We start from the raw sequence: 14,841 nt of genomic DNA on the forward strand, positions 1-14,841 counted from the left end.
CAAAAGGCTGGTTGCTTTTAGGCTTCCCAACCAAGCTGCATGGCAATTTTGACAGCCTGTGTACGATTGGCCGCGCCAAGTTTCTTGAAAATGCCGGTCAGATGGACTTTGACCGTGATTTCACGAACCGTAAGCTGCTTGGCGATTTCCTTGTTGGAAAGCCCTTTGGTCAACAGGCCAAGAACTTCACGTTCACGATTGGTTAGCTGACGCAGGGGGTTGTCGGGTGCAAGGCCTTCAAGATCAATTTCGCCAGGACGGATTTGCGAGCCGTCATCTTCAAGCAATGCAGAAGGAATGTATTTCTCCCCTGACAGGATCAGGCGCAACGCATTGATCAGCGATTTGCCTGACAATGTTTTGGGGAGATACCCTGATGCACCATGCTCAAGAGCATTCAGAACGTCGCTGCGCTTTACCGAGCCTGACAAGATCACGACAGGAATCTCCGGATGCTTCTGGCGCATGACCGTCAACCCCGACAAACCGTTCATGCCCGGCATGTTGAGATCAAGGATTGTCAGCTCAACGTCTGTTTCCCCGTCAACGACGGCAAGTGCTTCTGCGAAATCCTTCGCCTGCGCGACTTCAACTTCCGGCGCTGCGATTTTAAGGAAGGAAGTAATCCCGTCTCTGACGAGATCGTGGTCGTCTGCTAGCAGGATGTTCATTTTTATGCAGTACCCGTTCTTGTCCGAAGCTCTGACATCTGATGATTGGCCCCGGAAACGCTCCCCGTACTGACGACACGGTTACGCGCAATAGTTAGATTATAATTCAAGCGTCCCCCCCGGACGCGTGCGCAGCATTCAACAAAACCGGGGTCGTGTCAAACGGCAGGATAGTTTCTGAAAGCCTCAACTATTCGATCAGATAGGTCAGCTTGTGCGGGAGTCAATGTTTTATCCCATATTGCATAGTATGTGGGAGGCGCAAGGCCATTTCCGGAGGTTGGAAATCAGACGGAAATCGAAAGGCTTGGCTGGTCGATGCTATCGGCGCGTGCATTTTTTGTCGCGGATTCTTCCGCTGAGAACACAGGGCTGTCGTCGTTGCTGGTGGCCCGCTGCAGGCTGGCCTGTCGGAAGGCCGCCATGTCAGCACCAGAAGGCGCATTCGGCGCAAGGGCGGCGTTCTGCAATGTCGCCAGTGCGCGATCACGGTCGGCCTTGCTGCCCGACATCGAAACGCTGACATCAACATGCCCCCCGATAGCATAGGCATTGCCATCCGGGCCTATTTGATAGGTATATTGCGGGGCCGATCCATATGGGCCTGCTGCGGCCGCATGGGCCTCTTCTTCCTGACGCACGGCAGAATCCCGTGCCTGCAATTGTGACACAACGGCTTTTTCTGCGGGATCAAGGTCTGTGCTGTTTGAAGTTGCAGAAGAAGTGTCACCATTTTCTTCATTGGTTTTGACAGCGTCGCGATACTCGGCCCGGCTTACGCCACCGGCGACGGCCTGTGCTTCGGTCAATGTTCTTGGATCAACGATGCGCGTCCGCAGGCTGTTATTATCCTCTCCCCCGATGGAATAGGGGGAGGCAGCAGTTCCTGATCGGGAATTTTTCTGGACTTCGACTGCTTCATATTCGGCCAGAACCCGCCCGTCAGACGTTTGCGCGATTTCCCGAACATTCAGGATTACGCCCATTCCGCCGCTATTCGGATTTGCTATGGTTTGGCCCGCTGCAATCATTGATGTCGAAGTGGTTTCCAAGTTTGAACGCAAAAGACTATACATCGCAGGTTATCAGAAAATGCGCACGGAGTCTTGCACCGGATTCCAATGCCGGTGTGGGGGCGCTCATGTCTTGCGCAGCGTGTGGCTTGCTGATATCAGGAAAGCCAAATTTCGGCGGTACGGTAATCGTCGCTGCAATCAATTCAATCAGGAATTCATACGCATATGTCCGACTTTGTTATACCCGCCAACGAAAAAGTACTCGTTACGGGCGCAGCAGGTTTTATTGGTTCTCACCTTTGCCTGAAATTGCTGGAGCAGGGATCAACCGTCGTCGGACTGGATAACGTCAATGACTATTATGATGTTAACCTGAAAGAAGCACGACTTGCCCGTCTGGAAGGTAAGCCCGGTTTCAAATTTGTGCGTATGGACCTTGAAAACCGCGAGGGTATCGCGGATCTGTTTGCAACGGAAAAACCGACATATGTTGTGAACCTGGCTGCACAGGCCGGGGTGCGGTATTCAATCGAAAATCCGCATGCCTATATCGATGCGAACCTTGTCGGTTTCACCAATATTCTTGAAGGGTGTCGCCACAATAATGTGAAGCATCTGGTCTATGCTTCAAGCAGCTCGGTATATGGCATGAACACGGAAATGCCTTTCTCCGTGCATCACAATGTCGATCACCCGATAAGCCTTTACGCAGCATCCAAAAAAGCAAACGAGCTGATGGCGCATACCTATAGCCATCTCTATCGCTTGCCGACGACGGGTCTTCGTTTCTTCACGGTGTATGGTCCGTGGGGACGCCCGGATATGGCCCTGTTCCTGTTTACCAAGGCCATTCTTGAAGGGCGTCCGATCAACGTCTTTAACGAAGGCAAAATGCGGCGTGATTTCACCTATATCGATGACATTGTTGAAGGTGTTTACCGTTGTATTTCCACGGTTGCCCAACCAAATCCGAACTGGAATTCGGCCAAACCCGATCCGGCGACCAGTTCCGCGCCGTATCGTGTGTTCAATATCGGCAATAACAGCCCGGTCGAACTGATGTATATGATCGAGACCATCGAAAAGGCATTGGGCGTTACGGCCGAAAAGAATATGCTGCCGATGCAGGATGGCGATGTGCCGGCGACTTATGCCGATGTCGAAGCGCTGACCGATGCCGTCGGCTTCAAACCGGCAACATCGATTGAAACCGGGATCGGCAACTTTGTTGAATGGTACCGGTCTTTTTACGGGTAAGATAACTTGAAATTTGCCGCGATCTTCGTGCTGTTCGCCAATGCGTTTTCGGCGGGCATGATGTTTCTGGCCAGCGTGTTTGTCTCGCGCTATGGCGGCAAGGATCTTTTTGGCTTCTTCTCGGTCATACTTGGGTTGATTATCTCGGCTGCTCCTGTCGTAACGTTCGGCATGGATACCGCGATTGTCCGGTTCTTGCCCAAATATCGTGAAGAAGGAAAACGGCAGCTTGTCAGTGGCATGCAGCGCTTTGTTCTGGCGTTCGCAGCTCTGTTGTCGATCCTTGGCGGTATAGCCCTGGCGACCATTCTGGTCCATTTCAGAAACTATAGTCTTGAAATCGGGTTTGCGGCTGGTGTGTGCTTGCCGTTGGCTGTCATTCTTTCGGTATTGCAGGGCGCAATTCGTGCTGATGCCAATGTTTCACGCGCGGTAGTGGGGGAGGCCGTCGTAAGGCCCCTGATCTTTGCCGTTTGTCTTCTTTCGCTCTATTTTTGGCTGCATGGGGAACTGACCCTGCTTAGTGTCGTCAGTTCTTATGCCATTGCACTAAGTGTTGCGACGGTATCGGCGCTTTGCCTTGTAATCAGGGGTGGGCACATCAAATGGCGCAGCACCTTTCATCCAAGGATGGCAGACATTCGACTTTGGCTTCAGCTTGGTCTGAATGTTCTGTTTTCCCAACTTTCCATCGCACTGCTGAACCAGTCGCCTGTCGTGCTGGCAGGTGTCCTATTATCCGCATTTGATGCCGGCGAAATTGGCGCGGTCATTCGTTTGGCGATGCTTGTGGCCTTTGCCTTGACGGCCGTGAATTCTGTCGTGGCACCGTTTCTTTCGAGGGCAATGGCCAAAGATGATACCTGGGAATTGCAGTCCCTGGTTTCACGCGCGACGGGCTTTTCCTTGCTGGTGGCAGTGCCTGTTTGCGGTGCTTTCTTTATCTTCGCGCCGGAATTGCTGTCGCTGTTTGGTAACGATTATACCGGTGCTGTCCCTTATTTACGGATGATGCTGATTGCCTATGCGGTTCAGGCCGCGTGCGGACCAAGTGTTGCGCTGCTCAATATGACGGGCATCCACAGGGCAATGACAAAAATTGTTTCTGTATGGGCAGGATTGACCGTAATTGGTTTGGCTGTTGCCATGCTTCAGGTCGGCATGTTGGGTGGCGTTGTCATCGCCGCGGTGTCTGTTGCCGGTTATCCACTAATCCTTGCAATCCTGTGTCGTAAGACGCTTGGGGTGGATCCGACGGTACTGTCATTGCGCTATTTGGTCGCCCGGTAACCTGTCAGCTCGCTTTCGCCATAGCGCAAAGTCTGCTGGCGTTGTCGAACGCACCAGAAGTGATGATGCGATTTCTGCGAACTGCAGCGCATCAGGCATTTGCCATCATTGGCGATCTATTTGGGGGAAATGGTGCTGCTGGGGAGATTTGAACTCCCGGCCTCTCCCTTACCAAGGGAGTGCTCTACCCCTGAGCTACAGCAGCCCGATATCATCAGGCAGTCCGGTGGGGGATGGTGCTGCTGGGGAGATTTGAACTCCCGGCCTCTCCCTTACCAAGGGAGTGCTCTACCCCTGAGCTACAGCAGCGTATGCCCCATGCGGTGCGGGCGGGTTATAGGCCACGGATCAGCAATTGGTCAAGCCCGAAATATGCGAAGTTTTCCGAATGATTGTCCAAGGCTGCTTTTCGCCCTGTTTTCGTCAAGATCGGCTGTAATTTTTCGCCTGCTGTTTTATAACAGGTCCAAGGATTGAACCCGTACGCACACCGGAACCCAAATCGAACCATGACTACAAAGAAATCCGATATCCGCCCGGCGGTGAATGAAGAACGCCTCAAGCGTGAGGCCGAAGCTCTTCGTGCCAATCTGGCCAAGCGCAAGCAACAGCAGCGATCGCGCAAGGAGAGCTCTGGCGACTCTGATACCAAAGGCAGTTCGAACGAGTAGCACGGTAACTAGGTTGCGAAGCTGCCACCCGTTATCGCCGGCCCCAAAGCGGTGCGATCGCACCAGGCAGCCATAAAGCGTGTAACGGCGTATCGTTTGGTTGATCTTGAAGGTCAGGCACGGGTAAAACCGAAGGTGCTGAAAAGCACAGGGACTGTTTCGCAACAAAGGGGTGGCACTATGTCGGTAAGACCGGATCACTGGATACGCCAGATGGCGCAGGAAAAAGGCATGATCGAGCCGTTTGTTGACGGTTTCAAACGCGATGGTGTGATTTCCTATGGTGTCAGTTCCTATGGCTATGACGCCCGTGTTGCCGACGAGTTCAAGATTTTCACCAATGTCGACTCGGCCATTGTCGATCCCAAGGAATTTTCCGATGACGGGTTTGTCAATCGCCAGACCGATGTTTGCGTGATCCCGCCCAACAGTTTTGCCCTGGCGCGCACGGTGGAATATTTCCGCATTCCGCGCGACACGCTGGTGATCTGTCTGGGCAAGTCGACCTATGCCCGCTGTGGCATCATCGTCAATGTCACCCCGCTTGAACCCGAATGGGAAGGGCATGTGACGCTGGAATTTTCGAACACGACACCGCTTCCGGCACGCATCTATGCCAATGAAGGGGCCTGCCAGTTCATTTTCCTGAAAGCCGAAAGCGAATGCGATACCTCCTATGCGGATCGCGCAGGGAAATATATGGGCCAAAAAGGTGTCACATTGCCGCGTCTGTGATAAAGGCATGGCAACCAATCTGGCATCAAGATGCCAAGACGCGCGTTCGCTGCGCGAGCAAGCGCAGCACAAAGAGGATTGAATGGACAAGATCAAGATTTCCGGTGGTCGCCGGTTGCAGGGCAAAATTGCAATTGGCGGCGCCAAAAACGCGGCACTTCCCCTGATGGCGGCATCCCTGCTGACAGATGAAACGCTGACCCTTTCCAACCTGCCGCATCTGGCGGACATCACTTCGATGGCGAATCTTCTCGCTCAGCATGGTGTTGCGTTGCATCTGAACGGGCATGCGCCCAATGGCGGGCACACTGGCCGCGTTCTGGAAATGACCGCCAAGGAAATCATCTCGACCACGGCACCTTATGATCTGGTCCGTAAAATGCGGGCATCGGTTCTGGTATTGGGTCCGATCGTTGCACGTTGCGGCATTGCGCGCGTATCGCTGCCAGGGGGCTGTGCGATCGGGAACCGGCCGGTTGACTTGCATCTCAAGGCACTCGAAGCCATGGGGGCTGAAATCCACCTTACAGAGGGCTATATCGAAGCCCGCGCACCCGAAGGCCTGAAAGGCGGGCATGTCCTGTTCCCGCAGGTTTCCGTCGGGGCGACTGAAAATGCGCTGATGGCGGCATCGCTTGCCGATGGAGTTGTCACGATTGCCAATGCTGCCCGCGAACCAGAGGTCGCGGATCTTGCCCATTGCCTTGTTGCAATGGGGGCGGAGATTGAGGGCATTGGCACTGACACCCTGAAAGTTACAGGCAAACCGCGCCTGCATGGTGCGGAATATTCTGTTGTACCGGACCGTATTGAAACCGGCACCTATGCGATTGCAGCGGCCATCACCGGCGGTGAGATCGAGTTGACCGGAACCCGCATGGATCTGATCGAAAGCCTGGTTGATGCGATGCGCAAGGCCGGCGTCGAGATTGAAGAAACTGCTGACGGCATGAAAGTACGGGGTAACCGTGCGACCCTTCGCGGTGTTGATGTCATGACCGAACCCTATCCGGGGTTCCCGACCGATATGCAGGCCCAGTTCATGGCGCTGATGTCGGTTGCCAATGGCGCTTCGATGATTACCGAGACCATTTTTGAAAACCGCTTCATGCATGTGCCCGAACTGGGACGCATGGGGGCGGATGTGAATGTGCATGGCCGATCCGCAATCGTACGCGGTAGTGCAAAGCTGTCAGGTGCCGAAGTGATGGCAACCGATCTGCGTGCATCGGTATCCATGGTGCTTGCGGGCTTGGCAGCCGAGGGCGAGACGGTTATTAACCGTGTCTATCATCTTGATCGCGGCTATGAGCGGCTTGAAGAAAAACTTGCGGCCTGTGGGGCGCAAATCGAACGTGTCCGCGTTCCGGCCTGATTTGCCGGTGGTGATCGCACAGCGATCGGGACAACAGACAAACGCGTAAGGCGACTGATTTATGAGTGACGAAAAGTTGGTGCTCGCCCTGCCTAAGGGGCGCATTCTTGACGAGGTGATGCCACTGGTCCGGTCCGCAGGGATCGAACCGGAAGCGGCATTTGATGATCCGAAATCCCGGGCACTTCGGTTTGCCACCAATCATCCGCATATCGATATCATTCGTGTTCGCAGTTTTGATGTTGCAACCTTTGTTGCCTTTGGTGCCGCCCATATCGGCGTATGCGGCAATGATGTCCTGATGGAATTCGACTATCCCGACATTTACGCGCCGCTGGATCTGAATATCGGGCATTGCCGTCTGGCTGTTGCCGAACCCGAAGACATGATTGATGGCGATGATCCGTCACGCTGGTCGCATGTTCGTGTTGCCACCAAATATCCGCACGTAACCCGGACCCATTTTGCAGCCCGCGGTGTGCAGGCCGAATGCATCAAGCTTAATGGTGCGATGGAACTGGCCCCGACGCTTGGTTTGTGTCGTCGTATTGTCGATCTTGTTTCGACCGGTAATACGCTTAAGGCCAATGGCTTGCGCGAGATTGAACATATCGCCGATGTGACATCGCGTCTGATTGTGAACCGGGCTGCTCTTAAGACACGCCCGACTGACATTCAGCCCTGGATCGACCGTTTCTCAGAGGTAGTCAATGCCGCTTAAGCTTTCCATTACGGACGCAAATTTCGAAGAAGACTTTGTCAAGCTTCTGGGCATGAAGCGCGAATCGGATGCCGATGTTGATGCCGCTGTTGCCAATATCATCGCCGACGTTCGCGCACGCGGTGACGACGCCGTTTGTGAATATACCAACCGCTTTGACCGTCTGAATATCGATGCCAAGGGCATGGCGGTCAGTGCTGCCGAAGTTGATGCCGCAATTGCCGATATTGATGCGGACTTGCTTAAATCGCTGGAACTGGCTGCCGAACGTATTGGCGCCTATCACGCCAAGCAAATGCCGGCAGATGAACGTTACACCGACGAAGCCGGGGTTGAGCTTGGCTGGCGCTGGCGCGCGGTTTCAGCAGCCGGTCTTTATGTGCCGGGCGGTTTGGCGTCCTATCCGTCATCTGTTCTGATGAATGCGATCCCGGCCAAGGTGGCCGGTGTTGAACGCCTTGTCATGGTCGTGCCGACCCCGGACAACAAAATGAACCCGCTGGTTCTGGCCGCGGCCCGCATTGCCGGTGTCGACGAAATCTACCGTATCGGCGGCGCACAGGCGGTTGCAGCCCTTGCCTATGGCACTGAAACCATCAAGCCGGTCGACAAGATCGTTGGTCCGGGCAACGCCTTTGTTGCCGCGGCCAAGCGTCGCGTTTTCGGTCAGGTCGGCATTGATATGATTGCCGGTCCGTCGGAAATCCTTGTGGTTGCTGATGGCAGCAACGATCCAAGCTGGGTCGCAGCCGATCTGTTGTCGCAGGCCGAACATGATCCGGTTGCGCAGTCGATTCTGATTACCGATGACGCCGGGTTTGCCGATCGCGTGCAACAAGCCATTGATGTGCATCTTGAAACGTTGCCACGTGCAGAAATCGCGGGCGCAAGCTGGCGCGACTTTGGTGCAATTGTCTTGGTCGAAAATCTGTCGCAGGCTCCGGTCCTTGTGGATCGGATCGCACCGGAACATCTTGAACTGGCGGTCGATGACCCGGACGCCCTGGCAGAAGACATTCATCATGCCGGCGCGATTTTCCTGGGTCGTTATACGCCGGAAGCCATTGGTGACTATGTCGCCGGGCCGAACCACGTTCTGCCAACCGCCCGTTCGGCACGGTTTTCTTCCGGTCTTGGGGTTCTGGACTTCATCAAGCGTTCGTCGCTGATCAAGTGCACACCCGAAAGCCTTGCCAAAATCGGGCCGGCCGCAATTGCACTGGCAGAAAGTGAAGGTTTGCAGGCACACGGACTTTCAGTAGCGATCCGGTCAAACCAGATGTAAGCTGTTGCAGTGCAGCGCGTAAGGGGACCGCAGGGAGAAAGCCATGGCTTCAAATCAGTGTATCGCCGGTATTTATCTTGATGAAAAATACAAGGTGCGTCGCCGTCCCGAGGTCGAGCACGAGCAGGCTGTGGCAATCTACGACCTGCTGGAAGAAAATCACTTCGAGCCTGCTGGCGGGTTCGAAGGCCCGTATTCGGTTCATATGCGCATCGAAGACAATCGCATTTATATGGATGTGCGTGGCGATGATGACAGTGAAAACCTGACCACCATTCCCGTGCCTTTGTCGCCGTTTCGCCGGATCGTCAAAGATTACTTCATGATTTGCGAAAGCTATTATGACGCAATCAAGAAGGCGAGTGCAGCCCAGATCGAGACAATCGATATGGCACGGCGCGGCCTGCATAACGAAGGGTCGGAGCAATTGCGCGAACTTCTGACCGACAAGGTGACGATTGATGAAAATACGGCCCGTCGCCTGTTTACGCTGATTTGTGTTCTTCACATCCGGGGTTAAGGCGACGTGGCAGAAGAACTTCCCGGCTCGGTTCTTTTTGCCTGCAGTTACAATGCCGTTCGTTCCGTGATGGCGGCTGCGTTGTTGCGTCATTATCACGGAACACGCGTTTATGTTGAAAGTTGCGGCGTACGTGCAGGCGATGTTGACGGTTTTGCCATCGCCGTGATGGATGAAATCGGGCTCGATATTTCATCCTACAAATCCAAGACATTCGATCAGCTCGAAGACGGGTTCTTTGACCTGATTATCACCATGTCGCCAGAGGCCCAGCACCGTGCGGTGGAGATGACCCGCACGATGGCCTGTGATGTCGAGTTCTGGAATACCTTTGACGCCACCATGATCGAAGGATCGCGCGAAACCAGACTTGATGCCTATCGTCAGGTTCGCGATCAGATCAAAAAGCGCATCCTTGACCGTTTCCCGGTCGGTCCGGCACCGAAAATCTAGAAAGATCAGCTGGCCTCTGTTGCCAGATGGTCGAATGCCGGTCCATCAAGAACGAAAATCCGTTCATCACTTGCGTGACGCATCCCAAGCTTTTCGTAAAATCGTTGGCCCACCATATTTTCGGCATCAACTGACAGCCGGATATAACTTTTGCCGGATGCACGTGCCCGGCGGACAACATTGGCAACAAGATGCCGGGCGAAACCGCCCCCGCGATGAGACGGCGCGACATAAAGGTCCTGGATATAAAGCCCGGCTTTGCCGCGAAATGTTGAATAGCTGGGAAAAAACACACAAACCGCGACCGGCGTCTGGTGATCGGTTGCGATCAATGCCTCGAATGCCGGGCTGTCGCCAAAGCCGTCACGGACCAAATCATCGGGCGTACTTCTGAATTTGTCCTCACAGCCGGTAGTTTTGGCGATTTCAAGCAGCATGGCATGGATGGCGGGGGCGTCGGGCTTTTGGGCCAAACGAATTTCCGGGTGGCGGGGCATCCGTATTTTCCTTTGAAACGGGGCGATTGGTTGTTGGAACAATACGCGGGCACAAGGCCGGGGCAAAGGATCAATCACCATTTATGTGGGCATGTTGGCACTCCGGATAAGGCCCGCAACCTCGTGCCGGTCCGATCAAATATTGCTGCTATGCCAAAGATGCAGTGCTGAGACGCCCGCCATGACATGCGAAAGAACTTGACCTTTTGCCCGGTTCAGAGCAGTTTGCGCCCCACCGGTATTTTGATATTGCAATACGAAAGCTAGGAGTCACATGGCTAAAGAAGACGTTATCGAGTTTCAGGGCACCGTCGTTGAACTTCTGCCCAATGCGATGTTTCGCGTGAAGCTGGACAATGACCACGAAATCCTTGCCCACACCTCGGGTAAAATGCGCAAGAACCGTATTCGTGTTCTCGCAGGGGACCGTGTCAGCGTCGAAATGACCCCTTATGACCTGACCAAAGGTCGTATCACCTTCCGTTTCAAGTAATCTGGAACCAGTTCCAGCGCAAATTGACCTTGTCTGGCGCGCAGTTTACCCTTTGCGCACAGGGCAACTTGTTGCTGTTTACGGGGATGTGCATTTTTCAGCACGTCAATCCCACGGTTTAAGATCCGATATCCGGGAGCCACGTCTTGTCGAAACTGATACTGGCATCTGCATCGCCGCGCCGTCTTGAGCTGCTTGCGCAGATCGGAATTGTGCCAGATCAGGTGGTCCCGGCAGATATCGACGAAACACCCACGGCCGATGAAAGTCCGCGCCGGCTGGCGCTTCGCCTTGCCGAGGAAAAAGCCCGATCTGTTGCAAAAGGTAATGGCGGGGCTTTTGTGCTTGCGGCGGACACGGTGGTCGCATGCGGCAACCGGGCCTTAGGCAAGGCCGAGGATCAGGCCGAAGCCCGCAAGTTCCTGACACTGCTTTCGGGGCGTCGCCATCGTGTTTATGGTGGCATGTGCCTGATTGCACCGGATGGCACGGAACGGTCGCGTGTGATCGAAACACAAGTCAAATTCAGAAATCTCGGGCACGAAGATCTGGATCGTTATTTGTCGCATGATGAATGGAAAGGAAAGGCAGGCGCCTATGCCATCCAGGGACATGCGGCAACCTTTGTAAAGGCGATTTCCGGGTCCTATTCGAATGTGGTCGGACTGTCACTGTGCGAGGTGGATGGTCTGCTGCGCGGCCTTGGCTATCAAACAAAAGAGGTCTGATCATGTCGGCTGGCGGACAAAACCGGGACCGCCTGCTGATTGATGCGATTGCGCTTGAACGCAGGGTCGCGCTGATCAGGAATGACCGCCTTTGCCGTCTGTGGATTGATCGCGGCGGCCCAGCACGGTTTGATATCCATCTTGGACGTGTGTCCAAAATTCTTCCTGAAATGGCGGCCGCAATGGTTGCCCTTGATGGTTTGGAAGACGGCTTGTTGCCGTTTGACCGCCATGACGGGCCGTTGCACGAAGGCCAGTGGGTTGTGGTTCAGATCGCCCGCCTTGGTTTTGAAGACAAGGGCGTGAAACTGACCGGACGCATCGCGATCGAAGGTGTCGGGATGATCTTGCGTCCTGGTGGTCGACTGATTGAGCTGCCCAGAAAACTCAAAGATGCGCAACAGCGTGCCAACCTGCTTGCGATCCTGAAAAACATCCAGTCACACGACCATGGCATCATGTTGCGTTCCGGTGCCACAGATTGGGACGAAGACGCGATTGCCGGTGAATACCGGCTGCTAAGCGCCCAGTGGCAAAAGGCCGAGGCCGCACTGGCAAACCCGCGTAAACCGTTGCTGGTTTGCAAGGCGCAGTCGGAACTTGATCAGATGATCGAACGCCATATGATGGCGGGGCAGGAATGCCTGGTCGACGGTGTCGATGAATTTGTTCGATTGCGCGGCATATTAAAGGCACGCGGCAAAGCCGAAGATCATCTGTTGCGCCATGGCGGGTCACGTTTGCTGTTTGATGATCAGGACATCGAGGCCGATATTGCCAATGCCCTGATTTCAAAAGTCGACCTTGCCGGGGGCGGGTGGATCGCAATTGATCAGGCAACAGCGTTATGTGCGATTGATGTCAATGGGGCCGGCGCAGATAGCGGACGTGATCCGGAATCCCGTGCAATAGACATCAATCTGCGGGCCGCGGACGAAATTGTCCACCAGATCAGGCTGCGCAATATTGGCGGTCTTGTGGTGATTGATCCGTTGCGGATGAAAAGCCGTGCCGGGCGTGACAAATTCGATGCCGCGATCAAGGCCGCGTTCGGGCCGGAACTTGATGGTGCCGTGCAAATTGGCGGATTTACCCGGTTGGGTCTTTATGAATTCAGCCGTCAGCGCGCCGGCGAATCGCTGGCAGCACGGATTCTGGTCAAACAGGATCAGGCACAGCTTAATGCTGTTTCTGCATTGAACAATGTCTTGCGAAATGTGGTCGGGGAAAGTCGCGCGGGACTGGCGGGAACGGTGTGTTTGTATGTTGCCAGTGGCATTGCGCAAAGACTTGCTGAAAGTGACGATGCGCGCCAGATACTGATCAGGGTGTTTGGAACGGTCCCGCAAATCCTGGCCGATCCGGCCCTTGAAAACGATAGTTACCGGTTGGAAAAGAATTAGGATGACACAAGAAAATACAACGAAAACAGTCAGCTCCGAGTGCGTGGTTTGTGGCAAGCCGGCAGACTACAAATACAAGCCGTTCTGTTCCAGACGCTGTGCGGATCGCGACCTTGGGAAGTGGTTGAATGAAAGCTATTCAATTCCCGCGACCGAGCCGCCGGAGTATCTGGAAGACCTTGAAGATGAAGAAGAATTTTAATCGCAAAAAAAATGCGATTTGAGGCTAGACAAGCCCCAAAGGAGTTTGTATAACCCCGCTCGTTCCGCAGGGAACACTCCGGAGACGGAGACGAAAGTCGGATTTGCCCAGGTAGCTCAGTTGGTAGAGCAGTGGACTGAAAATCCGCGTGTCGGTGGTTCGAGTCCGCCCCTGGGCACCACTTTCGGTAGCCAAAAAAACCCGGCCTTATGGCCGGGTTTTTTGTTTCTCCATCCTGTCAGCTGTCGGTATTCGGAAGCCACAAGGTAAAAGCAACGGCTTTGTCGTCCTGATCCGTTCCTTCTCCCGTCAGGTTGCGCTTGCGATCCAGCGTGAAGGTGCCCGACGCAAAATCGCCCTTGTCGCAATTGGTAAACCAGCTGCCTTCGGCCGGGCTGTCATATTTGCTGACACTCAGCTGCATTTTGCAGTTGGCGCTGTTGCGGCCGACAAATTCCATTGATCCACCATAGTCCTTGAGGCTGATCTGGGTATCAAGATAACCGTCGGAAAAGCCATCGCCCCAGGTCATCGCGAAAGTGCGTTTGTAATCGCCTTTTTTCACGGTCGCCCAGTTGCTGTCTTCAAAGGATGAGGATTGCGATGCGGCTGATTTGCGGGCAGGGCATTGCGGTTTCGGGAGTGCGGCAACCTGCGCGACATAGGCGTCGCGATCCTTGACCAGGCTGATGCCCTGAATAAGCTTGGTCATGTTCAGATCGGGCTGGCCGCAGTAATAGACGCTGACCACGGCATCGATCCCGCCATGATCATTGTCATAGATCTTCTGCCCGCGGGTCGCACGAAAGCCGAATTTGGCAACCTTGCACTCGGAAATGTTGCCGATATTGGCATCCGCGTAATAGCCGACGGCACGACCGTTATCGTTTGACGTAACCGGATAGGTTTTCAAGATCTCGATATTGTTCTTGGCAAACTCGGCCCGAAATTCTTCTTCGTCTTTGAGTTTCTGTTCGGTTTGCTGGGTAAACCAGACATCAAACGTATAAGAGCTGGTCACAATCCCGTTGCCACAGCCCAGTTCCCACTTTTCGTTCTGGACCTGACCGTTGTTGCGGTCGTTCTGTTCAAGCTTTGTGACAGGAATGTTTGAAATGGTCGGAACGTTGAACCGCGATTTGCCGATCGGCTGTTCCTGCCATTCCGAAAAAGAATAATTCCGGGTGGTCTGGCACCCCGCCAACAACAGGGTGGTGCCAATCACGGCAAAGCCGATAAGTTTTTTGGTCTGCATTTTTGCCCTCAATTTTTAATGTCCCGCAAACAGCATAGGGATGTTTGATATCGCTGAGACCTGATCAAAGGGGTGGGAATGCGATTTTAGTCCTGTACTTTCAGATGGTTGCTGGATTTCCGATCTTGAGAATGCGCAAAAATGCCGGATGTCGGGAATCGGGCTGGTGTGACGGCAAATTTTTTGGGGGAACGTCGCATGGTCCTTGATGCAAACCAGCAAAGAAGGGGAACAAAACTGCTCAAATGAACAGAATCCCCAAGTCTGGA

Annotated in this window: 17 protein-coding genes and 3 tRNA genes; 14 read left to right on the plus strand and 6 right to left on the minus strand. The window is 54.2% G+C overall.

Annotated elements, in window-relative coordinates; genetic code table 11:
* Window positions 1-17: 17 nt before the first annotated feature.
* Both AUQ42_RS13455 and AUQ42_RS13460 read right to left on the minus strand, forming a co-directional pair.
* On the minus strand, window positions 18-671 hold the full coding sequence (locus tag AUQ42_RS13455) for a response regulator transcription factor (protein ID WP_068519590.1): 654 nt from the start codon (window positions 669-671) through the stop codon (window positions 18-20).
* A gap of 287 nt (window positions 672-958) precedes the next feature.
* Window positions 959-1,657, minus strand: coding sequence for a putative metalloprotease CJM1_0395 family protein (locus AUQ42_RS13460; RefSeq protein WP_231856768.1), 699 nt, complete (start codon window positions 1,655-1,657; stop codon window positions 959-961).
* Window positions 1,658-1,912: 255 nt separating this feature from the next.
* On the opposite strand from AUQ42_RS13460, the gene AUQ42_RS13465 reads away from it, so the two are divergent.
* Together AUQ42_RS13465 and AUQ42_RS13470 are read left to right on the plus strand one after the other, a co-directional pair.
* Window positions 1,913-2,944 (plus strand): NAD-dependent epimerase, encoded by a 1,032-nt coding sequence (locus AUQ42_RS13465; protein ID WP_068519592.1) that lies wholly within the window; start codon window positions 1,913-1,915, stop codon window positions 2,942-2,944.
* A gap of 6 nt (window positions 2,945-2,950) precedes the next feature.
* Complete coding sequence (locus AUQ42_RS13470) at window positions 2,951-4,234, plus strand: oligosaccharide flippase family protein (protein ID WP_068519593.1); 1,284 nt, start codon at window positions 2,951-2,953, stop codon at window positions 4,232-4,234.
* Between the two features lie 130 nt (window positions 4,235-4,364).
* On the opposite strand, the gene AUQ42_RS13475 is transcribed toward AUQ42_RS13470, so the two are convergent.
* Window positions 4,365-4,439: transfer RNA gene (locus AUQ42_RS13475), tRNA-Thr, on the minus strand.
* Window positions 4,440-4,468: 29 nt separating this feature from the next.
* Window positions 4,469-4,543, minus strand: a tRNA-Thr gene (locus AUQ42_RS13480).
* Between the two features lie 200 nt (window positions 4,544-4,743).
* On the opposite strand from AUQ42_RS13480, the gene AUQ42_RS15935 reads away from it, so the two are divergent.
* The 7 genes from AUQ42_RS15935 (at window position 4,744) to AUQ42_RS13510 (ending at window position 9,994) form a co-directional block, all read left to right on the plus strand.
* Entirely contained in the window at window positions 4,744-4,905 is a 162-nt protein-coding gene (locus tag AUQ42_RS15935; protein ID WP_197460852.1) for a hypothetical protein, read from the plus strand.
* A gap of 180 nt (window positions 4,906-5,085) precedes the next feature.
* Window positions 5,086-5,640 carry a dCTP deaminase gene (dcd, locus tag AUQ42_RS13485; protein WP_062956196.1) on the plus strand — a complete coding sequence of 185 codons (555 nt, stop codon included), beginning with the start codon at window positions 5,086-5,088 and terminating at the stop codon, window positions 5,638-5,640.
* 82 nt (window positions 5,641-5,722) lie between these two features.
* Complete coding sequence (gene murA / locus AUQ42_RS13490; RefSeq protein ID WP_068519594.1) at window positions 5,723-7,015, plus strand: UDP-N-acetylglucosamine 1-carboxyvinyltransferase; 1,293 nt, start codon at window positions 5,723-5,725, stop codon at window positions 7,013-7,015.
* Window positions 7,016-7,076: 61 nt separating this feature from the next.
* Window positions 7,077-7,736 (plus strand): ATP phosphoribosyltransferase, encoded by a 660-nt coding sequence (gene hisG / locus AUQ42_RS13495; RefSeq protein ID WP_068519595.1) that lies wholly within the window; start codon window positions 7,077-7,079, stop codon window positions 7,734-7,736.
* Complete coding sequence (hisD, locus tag AUQ42_RS13500) at window positions 7,726-9,021, plus strand: histidinol dehydrogenase (RefSeq protein ID WP_068519596.1); 1,296 nt, start codon at window positions 7,726-7,728, stop codon at window positions 9,019-9,021. The genes hisG and hisD overlap by 11 nt, the downstream gene beginning before the upstream one ends.
* A 43-nt stretch (window positions 9,022-9,064) precedes the next feature.
* The gene (locus tag AUQ42_RS13505) at window positions 9,065-9,541 is read left to right on the plus strand and encodes a UPF0262 family protein (RefSeq protein WP_068519597.1); all 477 of its coding nucleotides are present in this window, start codon (window positions 9,065-9,067) and stop codon (window positions 9,539-9,541) included.
* A 6-nt stretch (window positions 9,542-9,547) separates the two neighbouring features.
* Window positions 9,548-9,994, plus strand: coding sequence for an arsenate reductase ArsC (locus AUQ42_RS13510; RefSeq protein ID WP_068519598.1), 447 nt, complete (start codon window positions 9,548-9,550; stop codon window positions 9,992-9,994).
* Window positions 9,995-9,999: 5 nt separating this feature from the next.
* Here AUQ42_RS13510 and AUQ42_RS13515 read toward each other — a convergent pair whose 3' ends face one another.
* Window positions 10,000-10,491, minus strand: coding sequence for a GNAT family N-acetyltransferase (locus AUQ42_RS13515; protein ID WP_068519599.1), 492 nt, complete (start codon window positions 10,489-10,491; stop codon window positions 10,000-10,002).
* 274 nt (window positions 10,492-10,765) lie between these two features.
* On the opposite strand from AUQ42_RS13515, the gene infA reads away from it, so the two are divergent.
* The 5 genes from infA (at window position 10,766) to AUQ42_RS13540 (ending at window position 13,498) form a co-directional block, all read left to right on the plus strand.
* Window positions 10,766-10,984: a translation initiation factor IF-1 gene (gene infA, locus AUQ42_RS13520; RefSeq protein WP_007092059.1), complete on the plus strand. Its 219-nt coding sequence runs from the start codon at window positions 10,766-10,768 to the stop codon at window positions 10,982-10,984.
* A gap of 146 nt (window positions 10,985-11,130) precedes the next feature.
* Complete coding sequence (locus AUQ42_RS13525) at window positions 11,131-11,712, plus strand: nucleoside triphosphate pyrophosphatase (RefSeq protein WP_068519600.1); 582 nt, start codon at window positions 11,131-11,133, stop codon at window positions 11,710-11,712.
* Window positions 11,713-11,714: 2 nt separating this feature from the next.
* Window positions 11,715-13,115, plus strand: a complete 1,401-nt coding sequence (locus AUQ42_RS13530; protein WP_068519601.1) for a ribonuclease E/G — start codon at window positions 11,715-11,717, stop codon at window positions 13,113-13,115.
* Between the two features lies 1 nt (window position 13,116).
* On the plus strand, window positions 13,117-13,317 hold the full coding sequence (locus AUQ42_RS13535; protein ID WP_068519602.1) for a DNA gyrase inhibitor YacG: 201 nt from the start codon (window positions 13,117-13,119) through the stop codon (window positions 13,315-13,317).
* A 105-nt stretch (window positions 13,318-13,422) separates the two neighbouring features.
* A tRNA-Phe gene (locus tag AUQ42_RS13540) sits at window positions 13,423-13,498 on the plus strand.
* Window positions 13,499-13,555: 57 nt separating this feature from the next.
* Here AUQ42_RS13540 and AUQ42_RS13545 read toward each other — a convergent pair.
* Complete coding sequence (locus tag AUQ42_RS13545; protein WP_068519603.1) at window positions 13,556-14,572, minus strand: hypothetical protein; 1,017 nt, start codon at window positions 14,570-14,572, stop codon at window positions 13,556-13,558.
* Window positions 14,573-14,841 lie beyond the last annotated feature (269 nt).

Source organism: Thalassospira sp. MCCC 1A02491 (assembly GCF_001613785.1).
Classification (GTDB): Bacteria; Pseudomonadota; Alphaproteobacteria; order Rhodospirillales; family Thalassospiraceae; genus Thalassospira; species Thalassospira povalilytica.